Source organism: Paraplanobispora takensis (assembly GCF_016863195.1).
GTDB lineage: Bacteria > Actinomycetota > Actinomycetes > Streptosporangiales > Streptosporangiaceae > Planobispora > Planobispora takensis.
This window is the reverse complement of sequence record NZ_BOOK01000090.1, coordinates 1-18,694: the sequence shown is the minus strand read 5'-3', so window position 1 is coordinate 18,694 and position 18,694 is coordinate 1. Positions and strand designations below refer to the sequence as shown.

Genomic DNA, 18,694 nt, shown 5'->3' with positions numbered 1-18,694 from the left:
GGCGGGAGGGGCGGCGGGACCCGTCTCCGGACCCGGGCCCCGTCTCCACGGACTCCGTGGAGACGGGGCCTCGCCTCTTTCCGTGATCCCCTCTGAGGCCTCTTCCGTGTTCCCCGCCGCCGCGCCTCCCACACCCGCCTCCCACACGCGCCTTCGCGCACCCCGGTCCGTCACAGGCGGCTCTGCGCCACCCGGGCCAGCAGGGCCTCGACGCGGTCGGGAAGCTCACGGGGGCTGAACGGCTTGGTCATGTAGTCGTCGACGCCGGCGGCGAACGCCTCGGTCACGTCGTCCTTCTCCGACTTGGCGGTCAACATGAGCACGGCCACGTCCTGCCCGCCCGGCATCCCGCGGATCCTCGCGCACACCTCGGGACCGGTGAGCCCGGGCATCATCCAGTCGAGGATGACCAGGTCCGGCCGCTCCTCGGCCCACTTCTCCAACGCCATGTGACCGTCGTCGGCCGTCCGTACCGCATGCCCCGCCTTCTTGAGCAAGAAGCTGATCATGAACTGGATGTCGGCGTCGTCCTCCACGACCAGGACACTGGCCATCACCCCACCCCCCGGATAGACCCCTAGTCCCGGAATTCCCTGATGGGTGGAATTAATTCAACTCTGAAGCGTTTTGCCAAAGCTTGAAGCGCTCTGCGGCCTCCGTACCCCGTGCCGCAGGCAAGCGCTCAGTCGACTTTGAAGGGGTCGTGCTCGGACAGGAGCTTGTCCAGGCGTGCCTGGTCGACGCGACTGGCGACCTCGGAGAACTCCTGGCGGTCGCGCACGCACTTGGCCAGGGTGAAGGTCGAGGTGATGACGTACAGCACCCCGATGACCAGGAAGCCGCGCACCCACCTGTCGACCGGCAGATAGACCAGGCCGATAGTGACCGCCGAGACCGAGATCCCGAAGGACAGGATCGACTGGATGTAGAAGGCCTGGGTGTTCTTGGGCTGGATCGCTTTCGTCATGGGACCACGATCCGGGACCCGCCGGTCCCGGGGCATGAGCGCGGATACTCAGTTACTCATGAGTACGCCTCGCGGGCGGGTACGGCCGGCGGCTTGTGGCCGTGGCCGTACCCGGCTCGGGGATGCTCGTGGCGGTCATCGCGTGATCGGAGAACGGGCCCGGATCAGGCCACGGTCAGCACGTCGCCGGCGAGGGTCTTGCCCAGCAGCGGGGGGAACTGGCGCATCACCCGGGACAGCTCGCGCAGGTCGCCGTCCACCAGGGCCTGGGGGCCGTCGCACAGCGCCTGCTCGGGGTGGGGGTGCACATCGATGATCACGCCGTCGGCGCCCGCGGCGATGGCGGCGCGGGTGAGCGGCAGGACCAGGTCGCGGCGGCCGCCGGAGTGGGACGGGTCGACGATGACCGGCAGGTGGGACAGTCGCTGGGCCACCGGCACGGCCGAGACGTCCAGGGTGTTGCGGGTGGCGGTCTCGAAGGTGCGGATGCCGCGCTCGCACAGCACGATGTCCAGGTTGCCGCGCTGGGCGATGTACTCGGCGGCCATCAGCCACTCCTCGATGGTGGCGCTCATGCCGCGCTTGAGCATGACCGGCTTGCCGATCCCGCCGACGGCCTGCAGCAGCGCGAAGTTCTGCGCGTTGCGGGTGCCGACCTGCAGCATGTCGGCGTAGGAGGCGACCAGCTCGACGTCGTGGGCGTCCACGACCTCGGTCACGATCGGCAGCCCGGTCTCGGCGCGCACGTCGGCGAGGATGCGCAGGCCCGCCTCGCCCAGGCCCTGGAAGGCGTAGGGGGAGGTGCGGGGCTTGTAGGCGCCGCCGCGCAACAGGGTGGCCCCGGCGGCCTTGGCCATCTGGGCCGCCTCCAGGGTCTGCTGGGGGGTCTCCACCGCGCACGGGCCCGCGATCAACGTCACCGTGTCCGGACCGATCGGCACCCCGCCGACGCTCACCGTCGAGCGCTCGGGGTGGTTGTCCCGGCTCACCAGCTTGTAGGGCGCCGTCACCCTCATCACGTCGGCCACGCCGCGCATGCCGCGCAGGTCCAGCGAACTGAACTGGGCGACGTCGCCGACCAGGCCGATGATCGTACGGTTCACACCCCGGCTGACGAAGGCGCTGCCGCCCGCCGCGGAGATGACCTCCACGATCGCTTCGATGTCCGCCGCGGTGGCCTCGGGGGCCATGACGATGACCATGTCTCTCCTCAGATGATCGAGTCTTGAACGATCCGGAGAACGACGAAGGCCCCGGGTCCGATATCCGGACCCGGGGCCTTCGTTCGTTCGCCAGGCTGTCAGCGCAGCATCTGGAGGCGAACGGTCCGACTCACGGGTCCGTCGCCATACCAAAACCAGAACGCAGTACGCATCGCGGGCAATGCTAGCGCACCCACCCGGAATACCGGTACGCCCCCGTTAGCCGGTGGCCGCCCGTCCGGCGGGAAACCCGCGATGGCAGGATTGCCCCGTGCCATCGGGAAACGGCGTGAGGAGTGAGGGTGGATCAGTCCGAAACCCCGCTGGAGGAGACTCGCCTGCCCCCGGGGCAGTACGTCCCCCGAGGGCAGCCGGTGATCCACTACGGACGGGTGCCGACCTTCCGCCCGGCGACCTGGGAGTTCCACGTCATGGGGGCGACGGCCTCGGGTGAGCAGTACCGGTTCTCCTGGGAACGCTTCTCCGAACTGCCCCGCACGACGGCCGTGGCCGACTTCCACTGCGTCACCAAGTTCTCGGTCATGGGCAACGAGTGGAGCGGCGTCTCCGCGGCCACTCTGATGGAGCTGGCCCCGCCGGCGCCGGAGGTCCGGCACGTGATGCTCTGGGCCGAGTACGGCTACAGCGCCAACATCAGGATGAGCGACTTCGCCCGCGACCAGACCCTGTTCGCGATGGAGCTGGACGGCAAGCCCATCACGCCGGAGCGCGGCTTCCCGGTCCGGGCGGTCGTCCCCCACCTGTACGCGTGGAAGAGCGTCAAGTGGGTGCGCGCGGTGGAGTACATGGTGGAGGACAGGCGCGGCTTCTGGGAGGAGCGCGGCTATCACAACATCGCCGACCCCTGGAGGGAACAGCGCTACTCCTATCAGGAGGAACCGGGCGAAGGCCCACCGTGATCGGTGTTTCCCCCTGATCCCCGGGGCCGGTTGGCTACGGTTGCCCGCATGTCGACCAGCGGCTGGGCGCTGCTCTGCCTGACCTGCGCCTTCCTCGGATTCGTCCTGCCCCGCCGCAGGGGGGAGTTCCCCTGCCACCCCGGCGGCTGGCAGGACGAGGCGACCTTCGCCACCCTGCACGTCGCGGCGATGGCGGCCCCGTCGCTGCGGGCCGGGCTGAGCCGGGAGTCGGCGGGCGAGGCCGTACGCCACCTGAGGACGCTGCTCGGCACCGGAGCCGTCGCGCTGACCGGCACCGACGGCCTGCTCGCCTGGGACGGCGCGCTGGAGTGCCACACCGGCCAGGCCGCCGGGCACGCCGGGACCGCCCTGGCCTCGGGCCGCCCGCAGGTGGTGACGGGGCAGTCGCTCGCCTGCGGGCGGCCGGGCTGCCCGGTCCGGGGCGCGGTGATCGTGCCGCTGGAGGTGGACGGGCGGGTGGTCGGTGCGCTGGCCGCCTACGACGCCGAGGTCAGCGCGGCCCTGGTGCGGACCGTCACCGAGGTCGGCCGGTGGGTCTCCGGCCAGCTGGAGCTCGCCGAGCTCGACTCCTCCCGGCGGCGCGCCGTGGAGGCGGAGATGCGGGCGCTGCGCGCGCAGATCTCGCCCCACTTCGTCTACAACTCGCTGACCACCATCGCCTCCTTCGTCCGCACCGACCCCGAGCGGGCCCGCGAGCTGCTGGTGGACTTCGCCGACTTCACCCGCTACGCGCTGCGCCGGGCCCGCGACTTCACCACGCTGGCCGACGAGCTGCACTGCGTGGACCGCTATCTGCTGCTGGAGCGCGCCAGGTTCGGCGACCGGCTCCGCTTCACCGTCCGGGTCGCGCCCGAGGCGCTGGCCGTACCGGTGCCCTTCCTGTGCCTGCAGCCGCTGGTGGAGAACGCGATCAAGCACGGTCTGGTGCACAACGGCGGTTCGGGCGAGGTCCGGGTGGTGATCGAGGACGCCGGTCCCGAGGCGCACATCAGCGTCGAGGACGACGGCCTCGGCATGGACCCGGCGCACGCCCGGACGCTGCTGGACGACGAGCTGCGCCAGGGGCGGGGCGAGGGCGGGATCGGGCTGGCCAACGTGGACCTGCGGCTGCGGCAGATCTACGGCGACGACTACGGCCTGGTCGTGGAGACCGCACTGGGGTCCGGGACGCGCGTCCGGCTGCGGGTGCCGAAGGCGCGCCCCGGCAATAGCTCTTTGTAGTTAATTGTTTACCAATAGTTGACGTACGGCTTGCGGCGGCCGGGCCGCAGACGGCAGCGTGTGGTGCATGCTGCGCGTCCTGGCCGTCGACGACGAGATCCCCGCACTGGAAGAACTGGCCTACCTCCTGCGGGGCGACCCGCGCATCGAACGCGTCTTCACCGCCGCCGACGGCGTCACCGCGCTCCACGACATGGTCGGCATGATCGGCGCGGGAGAGCGGCTCGACGGCGTCTTCCTCGACATCCGGATGCCCGGCCTGGACGGGCTGGACCTGGCCCGGCTCGTCGGGGGCTTCCCCAACCCGCCCCGCCTGGTCTTCGTCACCGCCCACGAGGACTGCGCGGTCCAGGCCTTCGAGCTGGAGGCCGTGGACTATCTGCTCAAGCCGGTGCGGGCCGACCGGCTGGCCGAGGCCGTACGCCGCCTGGAGTCCGCGACGCCCGCCGCAGCCGAACCGGAGCCGGAGGACCTCATCCCCGTCGAGCTCGGCGGGCGGACCCGGTTCGTCTCCCAGCAGGCGGTGTGGTTCGCCGAGGCCAAGGGGGACTACGTGCGGCTGCACACCGAGGAGGGCAGCCACCTCATCCGCATGTCCCTGGCCGCGCTGGAGCGCCGCTGGGGCGAGGCGGGGTTCATCCGCGTGCACCGCAGCACGCTGGTCTCGGCGCGGCACGTGAGCGAGCTGCACTTCGACGGCGGGCGGGTGACCCTCAGGGTCGGCACCCGGACGCTGCCCGTCAGCCGCCGTCACACCCGGCAGGTGCGCGAGCAGCTCGTCCGGCAGTTCCGCGACCGTGCGGTCACGTCGGACGCGGTGACGTGAACGTGAATGCGAAGACGCGAACGCGGCGACTGACGGGGCGCCCGGGTGGGGCGATCCCGCGGGCGCGGTGCCGTACGGCGGGCGGGATTTCATGAGCGGGTGTGGGGTTCGGAGGCACCCGGTGCTCCGTAAACCGACCGCTCGTCGTATGATTCCGACCGCTCGTCGCGTGACTACTCTCCGTACGTCGACAACTACCCGCCGCTAGTCGCGCTCCGCGGAAACGGCGAGTCGCCGGGTGAAGGCCCCCCATAGTGTTCCTGCATCGGAAAGCTCATCCCGCCGCACCAGGGGGGACCGGGGCCGCGAGGCCCGCAGGGGACTGGTGCCGGGACTCAGGGCGGACGCGCGAGCGACCGCCCGGCTGTCGGACCTCGAAGCCCGGGGGGGCGAGGTCCGGCAGCCTCCGGTGCGACGGGACGCCCGTGATAGCCGCGGGCCGGACCGTGATCCGGCCACACGGGGGCGGCCGGATCACGAGGGACGGGCGCCCGTCGCACTGTGTTGATGGCGACGCTGCGCGTCGCGGTTCGGAGGCGGTGTCTATGGCGACGCTGACGCGTCGCGGTTCGGAGGCGGCTTGGTCCGGCTCCCGCCCTCGTCACGTCCTCGCTTCGCTGCGGGCGCTCCTCGGTTGGTTCACCGGCGCCTCCTCACAGGCTGTGGGCGTTCCTCGGTTGGTTCACCGGCGTCCCCTCGCGGGTGGCCGTGCCGCGGAAGGCGGCTTGCGGGCTGTGGGGTCAGGTGGAGGCGCGCAGCTTCTTCAGCAGTTCGATGTCCTCGCGGTGCTTGTCGGCGCCGCCCGGGGTCTCGATGCACAGCGGGATGCCCGCCGCCGCGGGGTGGCGCATCAGGTTGGCGAAGGCCTCGGCGCCGATGTGGCCCGCCCCGATGTTCTCGTGCCGGTCCTTCTTGGAGTCGCAGACGTCCTTGGAGTCGTTGGCGTGGATCAGCTTGAGGCGGCCGGGGGCGATCGCGTGCAGGGCGTCGAAGGTCTCCTGGATCCCCTCGGGGGTCGACAGGTCGTGCCCGGCGGCGAAGGCGTGGCAGGTGTCCAGGCACACGCCGGCCTTCGGATGCCACTCCAGAGCCTCCAGGTAGGGCTCCAGGTCCTGGACCGTCGCGCAGAGCATCCCGCCCTGCCCGGCCATCGGCTCCAGCAGCAGGTCGGGGCCGTCGTCGGGGATCTCCTCCAGCAGCGGGAGCAGGTGCTCGTGGAGCTGACGCAGCGCCTCGTCGCGGGTCTGGCTGACGGCCGACCCGGTGTGCACCACCAGGCCCTTGGCGCCGATGGCGGTGCCGCGCAGCAGGTTGTGCCGTACGGTGGCCACCGACTTCTCCAGCGTCTCGACGGTGGGGGAGCCGAGGTTGACGAGGTACGGCGCGTGCACGAAGGCCGGCACGCCCGACTCGCGCAGCCGCTCGTCCTGGATCGGGTCACCGGCGGCCAGCGCCCAGCCGCGAGGGTTGGTGACGAACACCTGGATCACCTCGGCGCCGATGTCCGAGGCGTAGCGCAGCCCGCCCTTGGCCAGGCCGCCGGTGACGGAGACGTGTCCGCCGATGGGGGAGAGAGGAGAAGTCATGATGCCTCCGATTCTAGGTCCACCGGCCGACAACCAGGGAGAACGACTCAGCCCAGACCTGCTAAGCCAGGCGCAGCGCCAGGAAGAAGTCGACGCGGTCCTCCAGGCGTGACAGGTCCCGGCCCGTCAGGTCCTGGATCCGCTGGATCCGGTAGCGCAGCGTGTTGACGTGGACGTGCAGGATCTCCGCGCACTTCGTCCAGGATCCCGACACCTGCAGGAACGCCTCCAGCGTGCGGACCAGGTCGGCCCGGTGCTCCTGGTCGTAGCCGCGCAGCGGGTCCAGCAGCCGGACCCGGAACATGTGCCGGATGTCGTCGGGGACCGAGGCCAGCAGCAGCACGTGGGTGGCCAGCTCGTCGTGGCCGACGACCGCGTCCGGCTCGGCGCGGCCCTCGGCCATCCGGCGGGCGTAGCGGGCCTCCTCGACCGCGCCGCGCAGCCCGTCGACCGAGGCGATCCCGCTGACCCCCACGGTGAACCCGCCGGTGCCCAGCCCCGGCGCCAGCGCCCGCACCGCCTCGCGCACCTCGGCGGTGATGTCGGACTCCGGGGCGGGGATCAACGCGATGACCTCCTCCCCGGCCACGCCCACCACCGGGGAGGCGCACGAGCGGCTGAGGATCTCCCTGACCACGACCCGCAGCTCGCCGGGGCGCAGCGCGCCGCGCGCGGCCGCGGCCACCGCCACGAAACCCCGCGCGGCGGCGTCCGGGGCGGCGTCCGGATGGGCGGTCAGGCCGGTGACCTGGAGCCGGGGCAGGATGTCGCTGGGCTTGCCGTCGGAGACGACGAGCTGCACCAGCTCCTGGGCGATGCGGCCCTCGGGGCTGAGCCGGTCGTCCAGCCGGGCGCGCTCCAGGGCGACCACCGCCACGAGCTCCCCGGCCAGCGCCCGCCGTTCCTCCGGCCAGTCCTCGAAGGAGCCCCGGAACGCCAGGAACCAGTCGGCGACCCGGGGGGTCGTCTGCTCGTCCACCGCGAAGACCGAGTATCGCCCGGCGTCGCCGCGCTCGACGTCGCGCAGCGTGCACGGCATGCGCTTGGCGGTCAGGAAGCCGCGGGCCAGCAGCGGGGCCACGCCCTCGGGCAGCGGGTGCGAGCCCGCCACCACGCGCCCGGCCGGGGTGAGCACCCAGCACGGCATGCCCAGGTCGTGGCCGAGCAGGTGGAGCACCGGGTCCAGGCCCGCGCCCGCGGTGGCGCCCGCCACGAGCCGGCGGTGCCGGTCCAGCACGGCCGTCATGTCGTAGGCCCTGGCGGCCGACAACCGCCGCACGATGTGCTCGGTGACCTCGGCGAACGACATCTCCTGCGGCACGTGGAACAGCGGCATCCGGTGCCGCCGGCAGGCCTCGACGAGATCGCCGGGGATCTCGCCCCAGCGCGTGTCGCCGGCGCCCAGCGCGGACACCCCGGCGTTGACCAGGCTGCGCACGAACCGCTCGCTGTCCTGCGGGCTCTGCCGCCAGACCAGCCCGGTCAGCACCAGCTCGCCGCCGCTCAGGTAGCGGCCGGGGTCGAGCAGGTCGGTGGTGACGACCCAGCGGATCGTCCGCTCCAGCTCGTCGTGGCCCGTGACCGGTGACAGTCCCAGCTCGGTCATCTCCACCAGCGTGCTCAGTCGCATGCGGAGCCTCCGTTCCTCGGCGGTGAGGGTAACCCAGCGACGGCACCGGCAGAACCGGGCGGCGGGAGGTGACACCGGCACGATACGGAGACGACACGCCTCCGACACGTGAACGGCCGCGCCTTGGAGCATGACACGAAAACCCGGGGTGAAGCCCTGACCCAGTTCGGAGTTCTTGCTGCTGGACCGTGCGGGGCACCGGTGTGTGTACTGCTGGCATGCCGAACGTGAACTCCGCAGCACCGCCTGCGAGGCTGGCCGGCTTCAACGCGCTCGGCCCCGCCGACGCCGAGGCCGAGCTGCTGACGTGCTGCGCCTGCCGGGCCTTCGCCCGCACCGTGGCGGCGCTGCGCCCCTACCGCGACCTCGCCCAGCTGACCGCGGCGGCCGACGCCGCCGTGAACGACCTGGCCTGGTCCGACGTACGGGAGGCGCTGGAGGCGCACCCCCGCATCGGGGAGCGCGCCGGCGGGGCCGGCCGGGAGTCGGCCTGGTCCCGCCAGGAGCAGTCCGGGGTGGACGCGGCCGGGCGGGCCGTGCTCGACGGGCTCGCCGAGGGCAACCTCGCCTACGAGGAGCGCTTCGGGCACGTCTACCTGATCTGCGCCACGGGCCTGTCGGCCGGGGAGATGCTCGCCCGCCTGCGCGAGCGGCTGCAGAACGACGAGGACACCGAGCGCGAGGTGGTCCGCGCGGAGCTCGCCAAGATCACCCGGCTGCGCATGGCGAAGCTGCTGGGGGACCAGTCGTGAGCCTGTCCACGCACGTTCTGGACGCGGCGCTCGGCCGGCCCGCGGCGGGCGTCGCCGTACGGCTGGAGAGCGGTCCGGCCGGCGGCGGATCGGATGACAACGGTGAAGCGGTGGTCGTGGAAGGGCACACCGACGCCGACGGCCGGCTCTCGGGCTGGTCGCCGGGGGCGGGCGTCCACCGGCTGGTGTTCGACACCGGTTCCTACTTCGCCGAGCGGGGGGTGAGCGCCTTCTACCCCGAGGTGGTCATCACCTTCACGATCGACAACCCGGATGAGCATTACCACGTGCCGTTGCTGCTCAGCCCGTTCGCCTATTCGACGTATCGAGGGAGCTAGCACATGACCGTCGTTCTCGGGCCCAACCGCTACGGGAAGGCCGAGACCCGCGTGGTCCGCGTCGTCAGGGACGGCGCGACCCACCACCTCAAGGACATCAACGTCAGCTCCGCGCTCTCGGGCGACATGCAGGAGGTGCACCTGACCGGCGACAACGCCGCGGTGCTGCCGACGGACACGCAGAAGAACACCGCCTACGCCTTCGCCAGGAAGCACGGCATCGACCAGATCGAGGACTTCGCGCTCCTGCTGGCCCGGCACTACGTGGCCTCCCAGCCCTCCATCCACCACGCCCGCGTGGAGATCGAGGAGTACTTCTGGGACCGCATCCCCGTCTCCGGCGGGCGCGAGGAGCGGCACTCCTTCGTCCGCTCCGGCCGGGAGGTCCGCACCTGCGTCGTCCACCACGACCGCGACGGCCGCACCACCGTGGTCTCCGGCCTGAAGGACCTGGTGGTGCTCAACTCGACCGGCTCGGAGTTCCACGGCTACATCCGGGACGAGTACACCACCCTGCAGCCGACCACCGACCGCGTCCTGGCCACCGCCGTCTCCGCGCAGTGGCGGCACGTCCCGGACGACTCCGCCTTCGGCGAGTCCCACGATTTCGGCGAGTCCTACGACGAGGTACGGCGCTGCCTGCTGGAGGCCTTCGCCGGGACCCACAGCCTCTCCCTGCAGCAGACCCTGTACGCCATGGGCGAGCGGGCGCTGAAGACGCGCCCGGAGATCTGCGAGGTGCGCATGGCCATGCCGAACAAGCACCACTTCCTGGTCGACCTGGAGCCGTTCGGAATGGACAACCCCAACGAGGTCTTCTACGCCGCCGACCGACCCTACGGGCTGATCGAGGGCGCCGTCCGCACCGACGACGCCCCCGACGCCGCTTTCGCCTGGGAGTGACCACGATGGATTTCCTGCGGCCCACCACGTGGGCGGAGGCGCTTGCCGCCAAGGCGGACCGGCCGGAGGCGGTGCCCATCCAGGGCGGCACCGACGTGATGGTCGAGCTCAACTTCGACCTCCACCGCCCGGCCGCGCTGCTGGACCTGAACCCGGTCGCCGAGCTGGCCGAGTGGACCTCCGGGGGAGACGGCCGGCTGCGGGTCGGCGCGGGCGTGCCGTACGTGCGGCTGATCACCGAGCTGGGCAACCGGCTGCCCGGCCTGGCGCAGGCCGCGCGCACGGTCGGCTCGCCCCAGATCCGCAACCGGGGCACCGTGGGCGGCAACCTCGGCGCGGCCTCGCCCGCCGGGGACAGCCACCCGCCGCTGCTGGCCGGGGACGCGGTCATCGAGGTCGAGTCCGCCGCCCGCGGGGTGCGGATGATCCCCGCCGCCGAGTTCTACCTGGGCGTCAAGCGCAGCGCGCTGGAGCCGGACGAGCTGATCCGCGCCTTCTGGATGAGCCCGGCCGGCGGCCCGCAGTACTTCTCCAAGGTCGGCACCCGCAACGCCATGGTGATCGCGGTCTGCTCCTTCGCGATCGCGCTGCACCCCGACGAGCGCCGGGTCGGCACCGGCATCGGCTCGGCCGCCCCGACGCCCCGCCGGGCCCTGGCCGCCGAGGAGTTCCTGGCCGCCGAGCTCGACTGGGAGGCCCGGCTCGACCCCGCGGTGCTGGCCCGCTTCGGGGAGCTGGCCGCGCAGGCCGCCTCCCCGATCGACGACGTGCGCGGCACCGCCGACTACCGCCGCCACGCCATCGGCGTGATGGCGCGCCGCACCCTGACCTGGGCCTGGAACGAGTTCCGGTCCGGACACTTCGAAAGGAGGGCCGGCTGATGCGCGTCACCTTCACCGTGAACGGCCGCCGGGAGACGGCCGACGACGTGTGGGAGGGCGAGAGCCTCCTGTACGTGCTGCGCGAGCGCGTGGGCCTGCCCGGTTCCAAGAACGCCTGCGAGCAGGGCGAGTGCGGCTCCTGCACCGTCCATCTCGACGGCACGCCGGTCTGCGCCTGCCTGGTGGCGGCCGGGCAGGCCGAGGGCCGCGAGGTCCGCACCGTCGAGGGCCTGGCCGACGGCGATCGGCTCGACCCGGTCCAGGAGGCGTTCGTGGAGTGCGGCGCCGTACAGTGCGGCTTCTGCACCCCCGGCCTCGTCGTGCAGGCCCACGACCTGATCGAGCGGGTCGCCCAGCCCTCGGACGCCGAGATCCGCGAGGCCCTGGCGGGCAACCTGTGCCGGTGCACCGGCTACGAGAAGATCCTCGACGCGGTACGGCTCGCCGCGGCCCGCAAGGCGGCCGCCTCGTGAGGACCGTACTGATCGAGAACGCCTACATCGCCCCGGTGGCCGGTCCGGAGATCCCCTCCGGCTTCGTCCACATCGAGGGCGACAAGATCGTGGCGCTCGGGGCCGGTCCTGCCCCGGCCATCCCGGGCGCCACCCGGATCGACGGCACCGGCTGCCTGGCCACCCCCGGCCTGGTCAACACCCACCACCACCTCTACCAGTGGGCCTCCCAGGGACTCGCCCAGGACGCCACGCTGTTCGAGTGGCTGGTCGCGCTCTACCAGGTGTGGGCCGCGATGGACGCCGAGGTCGTCAGGGGCGCGGCCGGGGCGGGACTGGGCTTCCTGGCCCTGTCCGGCTGCACCACCTCCTCCGACCACCACTACGTCTTCCCCAAGGGGCGCGGCGACCTGTTCGCCGCCGAGATCGAGGCCGCCCGCGAGGTGGGCATCCGCTTCCACCCGGTGCGCGGCTCGATGGACCGGGGACAGTCCAAGGGCGGCCTGCCGCCGGACGTGGTGGTGGAGAAGCACGAGGAGATCCTCGCCGAGAGCGCCAAGGCCGTGGACACCTACCACGACCCCTCCTTCTCCTCGAAGCTGCGCGTGGCGATCGGCCCGTGCTCGCCGTTCTCGGTCAGCGCCGAGCTGATGGTCGAGGCCGCCGAGCTGGCCCGGGCCAAGGGCGTGCGCCTGCACACCCACCTGGCCGAGACCCTCGACGAGGAGGAGCACCTGCTCCAGCAGGTGGGCATGCGCCCGGTCGACTACATGGAGAAGCTCGGCTGGCTCGGCCCGGACGTGTGGTTCGCCCACGCCATCCACCTCAGCGACGCCGACATCGAGGTCTTCGCCCAGACCGGCACCGGCTCGGCGCACTGCCCCAGCTCCAACGGGCGCCTGGGCGCGGGCATCGCCCGGGTCTCGGAGATGCTGGCCCGGGGCGCGATCGTCGGTCTCGGCGTGGACGGCAACGCCTCCTCCGAGCTGACCACGCTCTCCGGCGAGATGCGCCAGGCCGTGCTCTTCCAGCGGGCGAGGTACGGTCCCACCGCGCTGACCGCCCGCCAGGCCCTGGAGATGGCCACCCTCGGCGGGGCGAGGAACCTCGGCCGGGAGGCCGAGCTGGGCACCCTGGAGCCGGGCAAGCTCGCCGACATCGCCCTGTGGCGGACCGACGGCGCCTTCGCCTCGGCGATCACCGACCCGGTCGCCACCCTGGTCTTCGCCACCGCCCAGCCGCCGCTGGCCCGCCTGCTGGTGGGCGGCGAGACGATCGTCGAGGACGACGAGCTGCGCACGGTCTCCCAGGACGCGCTCGGCCGCGCCGGCGGGGACGCCCACCGCCGCCTGCTGCGCCTGGCCGAGGAGCAGGGCTTCACCGCCGCCAAGGAGGTTCACTCGTGACCGGCACGGCAAACATGAGCGAGCGGGCCATGGACACAGCGGCGTCGCGAACGCGGCCGACGAAGGAGGCAGTGGTGAGCTCCGCGCCGGCGCGCGCGCCGCGTGAGATCGCGGCCCCCGGGACCGGGGGAGTGGGCGACAGCCCGCTGCGCCCCGACGGGACGCTGAAGGTCAAGGGCGAGTTCGCCTACGCCTCCGACCTGTGGATCGACGGCATGCTCTGGGGCGCGACGCTGCGCAGCCCGCACCCCCGCGCGAAGATCGTCTCGATCGACGTCTCCGAGGCGCTGGCCCACCCCGGCGTGGCGGCCGTGCTGACCCACGAGGACGTCCCGGGCCGCAAGCACTTCGGCCTGGACCACACCTGGGACCAGCCGGTCCTGGCCGCAGGCGAGGTGCGCCACCAGGGCGAGCCGATCGCGCTGGTGGCGGCCGACCACCCGGAGACCGCGCGCCGGGCGATGGAGAAGATCCGGATCGAGTACGAGGTCCTGGAGCCGCTCACCGACGCCCGCCGGGCCGCGTTCGACCCGACGTACCCGCGGGTCCAGCCGCGCGGCAACCTCGCCCGCCACCAGCCGGTCCGGGTCGGCGACGTCGAGGCCGCCAAGGCCCGCGCCGAGGTGGTCGTCTCCGGCGAGTACCGGGTCGGCATCCAGGACCAGGCGTTCCTCGGGCCGGAGTCCGGTCTGGCCGTGCCCGCCGAGGACGGCGGGGTGGACCTGTACGTGGCCACCCAGTGGATGCACAACGACCTCAAGCAGATCGCCCCGTGCCTGGGCCTGCCCGAGGAGAAGATCCGCATGACGCTCTCGGGCGTCGGCGGGGCCTTCGGCGGGCGCGAGGACCTGTCGATGCAGATCCACGCGGGCATGCTCGCGATGCACACCGGCAAGCCCGTCAAGATCGTCTACAACCGGTACGAGTCGTTCTTCGGCCACGTGCACCGCCACCCGGCCCAGATGCGCTACGAGTACGGCGCCACGAAGGACGGGAGGATCCTCTACGCCGACGTGGAGATCCTCCTGGACGGCGGCGCCTACACCTCCGCGACGATGAACGTGGTCGGCAACGCCGCCTCGCTGGGCGTGGGGCCGTACGTCATCCCGAACATCAAGATCGACGCCTACGGCGTGTACACCAACAACCCGCCCTGCGGTGCGATGCGCGGCTTCGGCGCGGTGCAGGCGTGCTTCGCCTACGAGTCGATGATGGACAAGCTCGCCGAGGCGTGCGGGCTCGACCCGGTCACCGTCCGGCAGGTCAACGCCGCCTCCCAGGGCAGCGAGCTGGCCACCGGCCAGGTGGTCTGGGCCCCGCTGCCGATGGCCGAGATGCTCCAGCAGGCCCGCGAGCTGCCCATGCCGCCGCCGCTGGACCCCGCCGACATCCGCAACCTGCCCGGCGGCGCCTCGCAGACCACCCACGGCGAGGGGGTGCGGCGCGGCGTGGGGTACGGCGTGGGCCTGAAGAACATCTGCTTCTCGGAGGGCTTCGACGACTACTCCACCGCCCGGGTCCGCCTGGAGGTGATCGGCGGCGAGGCGACCGTGCTGGTGCACACCGCGGCCGCCGAGGTCGGCCAGGGGCTGGTGACGCTGGAGGCCCAGATCGCCCGCACCGAGCTGGGGGTCGGCCGGGTCGTCATCCACCCGGCCGACAACCAGGTGGGCGACGCCGGCTCCAGCTCCGCCTCGCGCCAGTCCTACATGACCGGCGGCGCGGTGATGACGGCCTGCCAGGCGGTGCGGGAGCGCGTGTTCGCCCTGGCCGCCGCGAAGCTGGGCCGTAGCTACGACGACCTGTCGCTGGCCGGCGGCAAGGTCGTCTCGGAGAGCGCGGGCGTGCTCGCCACCATCGAAGACGTCCTCGGCGACGCCGTCGTCGAGGAGACCCGCGAGTACCACCACGAGCCGACCACGGGCATGGACCCCGTGAGCGGCAGGGGGGACTCGCACACGCAGCTCGCTCTGTGCGTCCACCGGGCCGTGGTGGACGTCGACGTCGAGCTCGGCCTGGTGAAGGTCGTGGAGCTGGCCGCCGTCCAGGACGTCGGCAAGATCCTCAACCGCCTCTCGCTGGAGGGGCAGATCCACGGCGGCACCGCCCAGGGCCTCGGCCTGGCGGTGATGGAGGAGATCGTGGTCGCGGACGGCAAGGTGCGCAACCCGTCGTTCACCGACTATCTGATCCCGACCATCCTCGACATGCCGCCGATGCGCCTGGAAATCCTGGAGAACGCCGATCCGCGCGCCCCATACGGGCTGCGCGGCGCCGGGGAGCCACCCACGCTCTCCTCCACTCCCGCGATCGTCGCGGCCATCCGCGACGCCACGGGTCTCGCACTCACCCGAGTGCCGGTTCGTCCGGAGCACATCGCCGGAGGCAGTTGACCAACAGGGGCAGCCCTCACTCGTATCGCGAAACGCACCCTTTGTCAGGATTTATGCTGACTCGCGGGCGTTTTAGGGGCGTCCCGTGACTCTTCGCCGAAGCGACCGCGGCAGGCGGGGAGAAGCACGGGACACCCCCACCCCCCGTGGGTGAACGGGAGAGACCCCACAACCGCACCCCCTCGAACCATGCGGACGACCCCGGTCCGGCCACCGGGGTCCTCCGTGGGTCGACTACGCCCTTGGGAGGGCCCGACCATGACCCAGCTGCAGACCCGGCCCTCCGGCGAGGACCCCGAGGCGCCCGGCGCCTCCGGGACCTCCCGGACCTGGATCGACCGTTTCTTCGACCTCACCGGCCGGGGGACGACGGTCGCCAGGGAGGTTCGTGGCGGCATCACCACGTTCGTGGCCGTTGCCTACATCATCCTGCTCATCCCCATCATCCTCAGCGGCGCCAAGGACGTGACCGGCGCCGCGATGACCGTCCCCCAGCTCACCACCGCGGTCGCGCTCTCCGCCGCGATCACCACGATCCTGATGGGCCTGGTGGGCAACGCCCCCTTCGCCCTGGCCTCCGGTCTCGGCATCGCCCCCGTGGTGGCCTTCCAGGCCGCCCCGCACATGACGTGGAACCAGGCCATGGGCCTGGTCGTGCTGGAGGGCGTGGTGATCGTGATCTTCGCGCTCACCGGCATCCGGCAGCTCATCATGGACGCCATCCCCACCCCGCTCAAGCACGCCATCGGCGTCGGCATCGGCATGTTCATCGCGCTCATCGGCCTGGTGGACGCCGGCTTCGTCGGCCGGGGCGAGGGCACCGTGGTGACCCTCGGCACCGGCGGGCGGCTGTCCGGCTGGCCCATCGTGGTCTTCTGCGTGGGCCTGCTGCTGATGTTCGCCCTGTTCGCCCGGCGCGTCCCCGGCGCCATCCTGATCGGCATCGTGGCCGCCACCGTACTGGCCATCGTGATCAACGCGCTGGTGGACGGGGTGAAGTGGCCCGGCGTGGTGACGCCCGAGCTCCCCGAGAAGATCGTCTCCACGCCGGACTTCGGCCTGCTGTTCGACGTGGACCTGTTCGGCGGCTTCGGCGCGGCGGGCGTGCTCACCGCCACGGTGGTGCTGTTCACCCTGGTGCTGTCCGGCTTCTTCGACGCGATGGGGACCATCCTCGGCGTCGGCGAGGAGGCCGGGATGGCCGACGAGCAGGGCCGCATCCCGGGCGTCGGCAAGATCCTGACGATCGACGGCTTCGGCGCCGTCATCGGCGGCGTCACCGGCGGTTCCGCCAACACCATCGTGGTCGAGTCGGCCGCCGGAGTCGGGGAGGGCGCTCGCACCGGCCTCGCCAGCCTGGTGACCGGCGCGCTCTTCGCGGGGGCGATGTTCCTGACCCCGCTGGCGGCCGTCGTACCCGCCCAGGCCGCGGCCCCCGCCCTGGTCCTGGTCGGCGCCCTGATGATGACCGCCGCCCGCAAGATCGAATGGGACGACATCGACCTGGCCATCCCGGCCTTCCTGACCATCGCGCTGATGCCCTTCACCTACTCCATCACCAACGGAGTGGGTGCCGGCGTCATCGCCTACACCGTCATCAAGGCCGCCCGCGGCCGCTTCGACCAGATCCACTGGCTCCTGTGGGTCATCAGCGCCGTCTTCGTCGCCTACTTCGGCATCGGCGCCGTCGAGGGCCTCTTCACCTGATCCCGAGTCCCCCGGCCGATCTCCGTACGGCGGCGCCGTTGTACGGCGAGGGGCTGTTCTTCCGTGACGACTGGAGGTTCTTCCGATGCGTGAAATCGCCGACGAGCTGCTCGGGTGGCTCGGGGAAGGGCGGGCGTTCGCGGTCGCCTCGGTGATCGGGGTCGGGGGGAGCGCCCCCCGGCAGCCGGGGGCCGCGCTCGCGGTGAACGGCGACGGTGAGGCCGTCGGCAGCGTCTCCGGTGGTTGCGTCGAAGGCGCCGTCTACGAGCTCTGCCGGGAGGCGATCCGGACCGGAGAGCCCGCCCGGCGGAGCTTCGGCTACTCCGACGACGACGCCTTCGCCGTGGGCTTGACCTGTGGCGGGACGATCGAGGTGCTCGTCTGGCCGTTCCCGGCCGCCTCTCCGGCGGTCCCGGTGCTCGCCGAGGCCCTGGAGGCGGTACGGCGGGGCGAACCTGTCGCGATCGTCCGCGACCTCGGCAGTGTGGATCCGAGCGAGGACACCGGCCCGACCGAGAGCGTCGGTCCGGTCGGCAGTACCGGCCGGGCCGAGGGCGCCGGTGGTCGTCCGGGTCCGGACACGGGTCTCCTGGCGGTCTTCGGGGACCGGGTTCTCGGCGACTCCGGGGAGGAGACGACCGCCGGGGTCGTGGTGGCCGAGGCGCGGGCCATGCTGGAGGCCGGGCTCACCGGCGTTCGCACCATCGGCTGCGAGGGGCGGGAGGTCACCGTCTTCGCCGAGGCCTACGCGCCCCCGCCCCGCCTGCTCGTCTTCGGCGCCATCGACTTCGCCGCCGCGCTCACCCGCGCCGGCCGCTTCCTCGGCCACCACGTCACGGTCTGCGACGCCCGGCCCGTCTTCGCCACCCCGCGCCGCTTCCCCGAGGCCCACGAGGTCGTCGTCGACTGGCCGCACCGCTATCTCGCCCGCACGCGGGTGGACTCCCGGACCGTGGTCTGCGTGCTCACCCACGACGCCAAGTTCGACGTGCCGCTGCTGGAGGTCGCGCTGCGGCTCCCGGTCGCCTACGTGGGGGCGATGGGCTCACGCCGTACCCACACCGACCGCATGGCCCGCCTGCGCGCGGCCGGTCTGAGCGAGGCGGAGCTGTCGCGGCTGCGCTCGCCCATCGGTCTCGACCTGGGCGCCCGCACCCCCGAGGAGACCGCCCTGTCCATCGCCGCGGAGTTCGTCGCCCTGCGCCGGGGCGGCACCGGCCTGCCCCTCACGCGGACCGCCGGTCCCATCCACTCCGCGGGCCGGGCCGTACCCGCCGGGCGTCCCCGCCTGGGCGTTCCCGGCGAGGCTGCGTGAGTCCTCTCCACCGCAAGGCCCGCGCCGGGAGTCACTCCGGTCGTTGAGAGAGTTCCATCGTGTCTCCCCGGGTAGAGGGGGACGGTCCAGCGCGACGGGACATGATCCCCGCCGGTGCGGCGTCGGTTCCCCGGCTCCACCCGGTCACATGCCGGCGATGAGCTTGTCCACCCG

The 18,694-nt window shown here is 72.2% G+C and carries 17 protein-coding genes; 12 read left to right on the top strand and 5 right to left on the bottom strand.

Annotated elements, in window-relative coordinates; genetic code table 11:
* Nucleotides 1–170: 170 nt before the first annotated feature.
* From Pta02_RS39805 to aroF, 3 genes are all read right to left on the bottom strand, one after another.
* Entirely contained in the window at nucleotides 171–554 is a 384-nt protein-coding gene (locus tag Pta02_RS39805) for a response regulator transcription factor (protein ID WP_203880230.1), read from the bottom strand.
* 128 nt (nucleotides 555–682) lie between these two features.
* On the bottom strand, nucleotides 683–967 hold the full coding sequence (locus tag Pta02_RS39800) for a YiaA/YiaB family inner membrane protein (RefSeq protein ID WP_203880229.1): 285 nt from the start codon (nucleotides 965–967) through the stop codon (nucleotides 683–685).
* A gap of 164 nt (nucleotides 968–1,131) precedes the next feature.
* A complete protein-coding gene (gene aroF, locus Pta02_RS39795; protein ID WP_203880228.1) occupies nucleotides 1,132–2,169 on the bottom strand; it encodes a 3-deoxy-7-phosphoheptulonate synthase in 1,038 nt (345 codons plus the stop codon).
* A 323-nt stretch (nucleotides 2,170–2,492) separates the two neighbouring features.
* Between aroF and Pta02_RS39790 the strand changes: the two genes are divergently transcribed.
* The 3 genes from Pta02_RS39790 (at nucleotide 2,493) to Pta02_RS39780 (ending at nucleotide 5,157) form a co-directional block, all read left to right on the top strand.
* Nucleotides 2,493–3,089: a molybdopterin-dependent oxidoreductase gene (locus Pta02_RS39790; RefSeq protein ID WP_203880233.1), complete on the top strand. Its 597-nt coding sequence runs from the start codon at nucleotides 2,493–2,495 to the stop codon at nucleotides 3,087–3,089.
* Between the two features lie 48 nt (nucleotides 3,090–3,137).
* Nucleotides 3,138–4,331 carry a sensor histidine kinase gene (locus tag Pta02_RS39785; protein ID WP_203880227.1) on the top strand — a complete coding sequence of 398 codons (1,194 nt, stop codon included), beginning with the start codon at nucleotides 3,138–3,140 and terminating at the stop codon, nucleotides 4,329–4,331.
* Nucleotides 4,332–4,398: 67 nt separating this feature from the next.
* Nucleotides 4,399–5,157, top strand: coding sequence for a LytR/AlgR family response regulator transcription factor (locus Pta02_RS39780; protein ID WP_203880226.1), 759 nt, complete (start codon nucleotides 4,399–4,401; stop codon nucleotides 5,155–5,157).
* A gap of 740 nt (nucleotides 5,158–5,897) precedes the next feature.
* On the opposite strand, the gene Pta02_RS39775 is transcribed toward Pta02_RS39780, so the two are convergent.
* Both Pta02_RS39775 and Pta02_RS39770 read right to left on the bottom strand, forming a co-directional pair.
* Nucleotides 5,898–6,743 (bottom strand): deoxyribonuclease IV, encoded by an 846-nt coding sequence (locus Pta02_RS39775; RefSeq protein WP_203880225.1) that lies wholly within the window; start codon nucleotides 6,741–6,743, stop codon nucleotides 5,898–5,900.
* A gap of 61 nt (nucleotides 6,744–6,804) precedes the next feature.
* Nucleotides 6,805–8,373, bottom strand: coding sequence for a PucR family transcriptional regulator (locus Pta02_RS39770; protein ID WP_203880224.1), 1,569 nt, complete (start codon nucleotides 8,371–8,373; stop codon nucleotides 6,805–6,807).
* A gap of 218 nt (nucleotides 8,374–8,591) precedes the next feature.
* Here Pta02_RS39770 and uraD point away from each other — a divergent pair, with 218 nt between their 5' ends.
* The 9 genes from uraD to Pta02_RS39725 all read left to right on the top strand — a co-directional run bounded on the left by uraD (nucleotide 8,592) and on the right by Pta02_RS39725 (nucleotide 18,520).
* Nucleotides 8,592–9,125, top strand: coding sequence for a 2-oxo-4-hydroxy-4-carboxy-5-ureidoimidazoline decarboxylase (uraD, locus tag Pta02_RS39765; RefSeq protein WP_203880223.1), 534 nt, complete (start codon nucleotides 8,592–8,594; stop codon nucleotides 9,123–9,125).
* On the top strand, nucleotides 9,122–9,463 hold the full coding sequence (gene uraH, locus Pta02_RS39760; RefSeq protein ID WP_203880222.1) for a hydroxyisourate hydrolase: 342 nt from the start codon (nucleotides 9,122–9,124) through the stop codon (nucleotides 9,461–9,463). Before uraD ends, uraH begins: the two co-directional genes overlap by 4 nt.
* A gap of 3 nt (nucleotides 9,464–9,466) precedes the next feature.
* Nucleotides 9,467–10,366 (top strand): factor-independent urate hydroxylase, encoded by a 900-nt coding sequence (gene pucL / locus Pta02_RS39755; RefSeq protein WP_203880221.1) that lies wholly within the window; start codon nucleotides 9,467–9,469, stop codon nucleotides 10,364–10,366.
* A gap of 5 nt (nucleotides 10,367–10,371) precedes the next feature.
* Entirely contained in the window at nucleotides 10,372–11,247 is an 876-nt protein-coding gene (locus tag Pta02_RS39750; protein ID WP_203880220.1) for an FAD binding domain-containing protein, read from the top strand.
* On the top strand, nucleotides 11,247–11,720 hold the full coding sequence (locus tag Pta02_RS39745; RefSeq protein ID WP_203880219.1) for a (2Fe-2S)-binding protein: 474 nt from the start codon (nucleotides 11,247–11,249) through the stop codon (nucleotides 11,718–11,720). Before Pta02_RS39750 ends, Pta02_RS39745 begins: the two co-directional genes overlap by 1 nt.
* Nucleotides 11,717–13,105, top strand: a complete 1,389-nt coding sequence (locus Pta02_RS39740) for an 8-oxoguanine deaminase (protein WP_239131583.1) — start codon at nucleotides 11,717–11,719, stop codon at nucleotides 13,103–13,105. Before Pta02_RS39745 ends, Pta02_RS39740 begins: the two co-directional genes overlap by 4 nt.
* Nucleotides 13,106–13,179: 74 nt before the next feature.
* On the top strand, nucleotides 13,180–15,498 hold the full coding sequence (gene pucD / locus Pta02_RS39735; RefSeq protein WP_239131582.1) for a xanthine dehydrogenase subunit D: 2,319 nt from the start codon (nucleotides 13,180–13,182) through the stop codon (nucleotides 15,496–15,498).
* A gap of 258 nt (nucleotides 15,499–15,756) precedes the next feature.
* The gene (locus Pta02_RS39730) at nucleotides 15,757–17,205 is read left to right on the top strand and encodes an NCS2 family permease (RefSeq protein ID WP_203880218.1); all 1,449 of its coding nucleotides are present in this window, start codon (nucleotides 15,757–15,759) and stop codon (nucleotides 17,203–17,205) included.
* A gap of 85 nt (nucleotides 17,206–17,290) precedes the next feature.
* A complete protein-coding gene (locus Pta02_RS39725; RefSeq protein ID WP_203880217.1) occupies nucleotides 17,291–18,520 on the top strand; it encodes an XdhC family protein in 1,230 nt (409 codons plus the stop codon).
* Nucleotides 18,521–18,694: the final 174 nt, after the last annotated feature.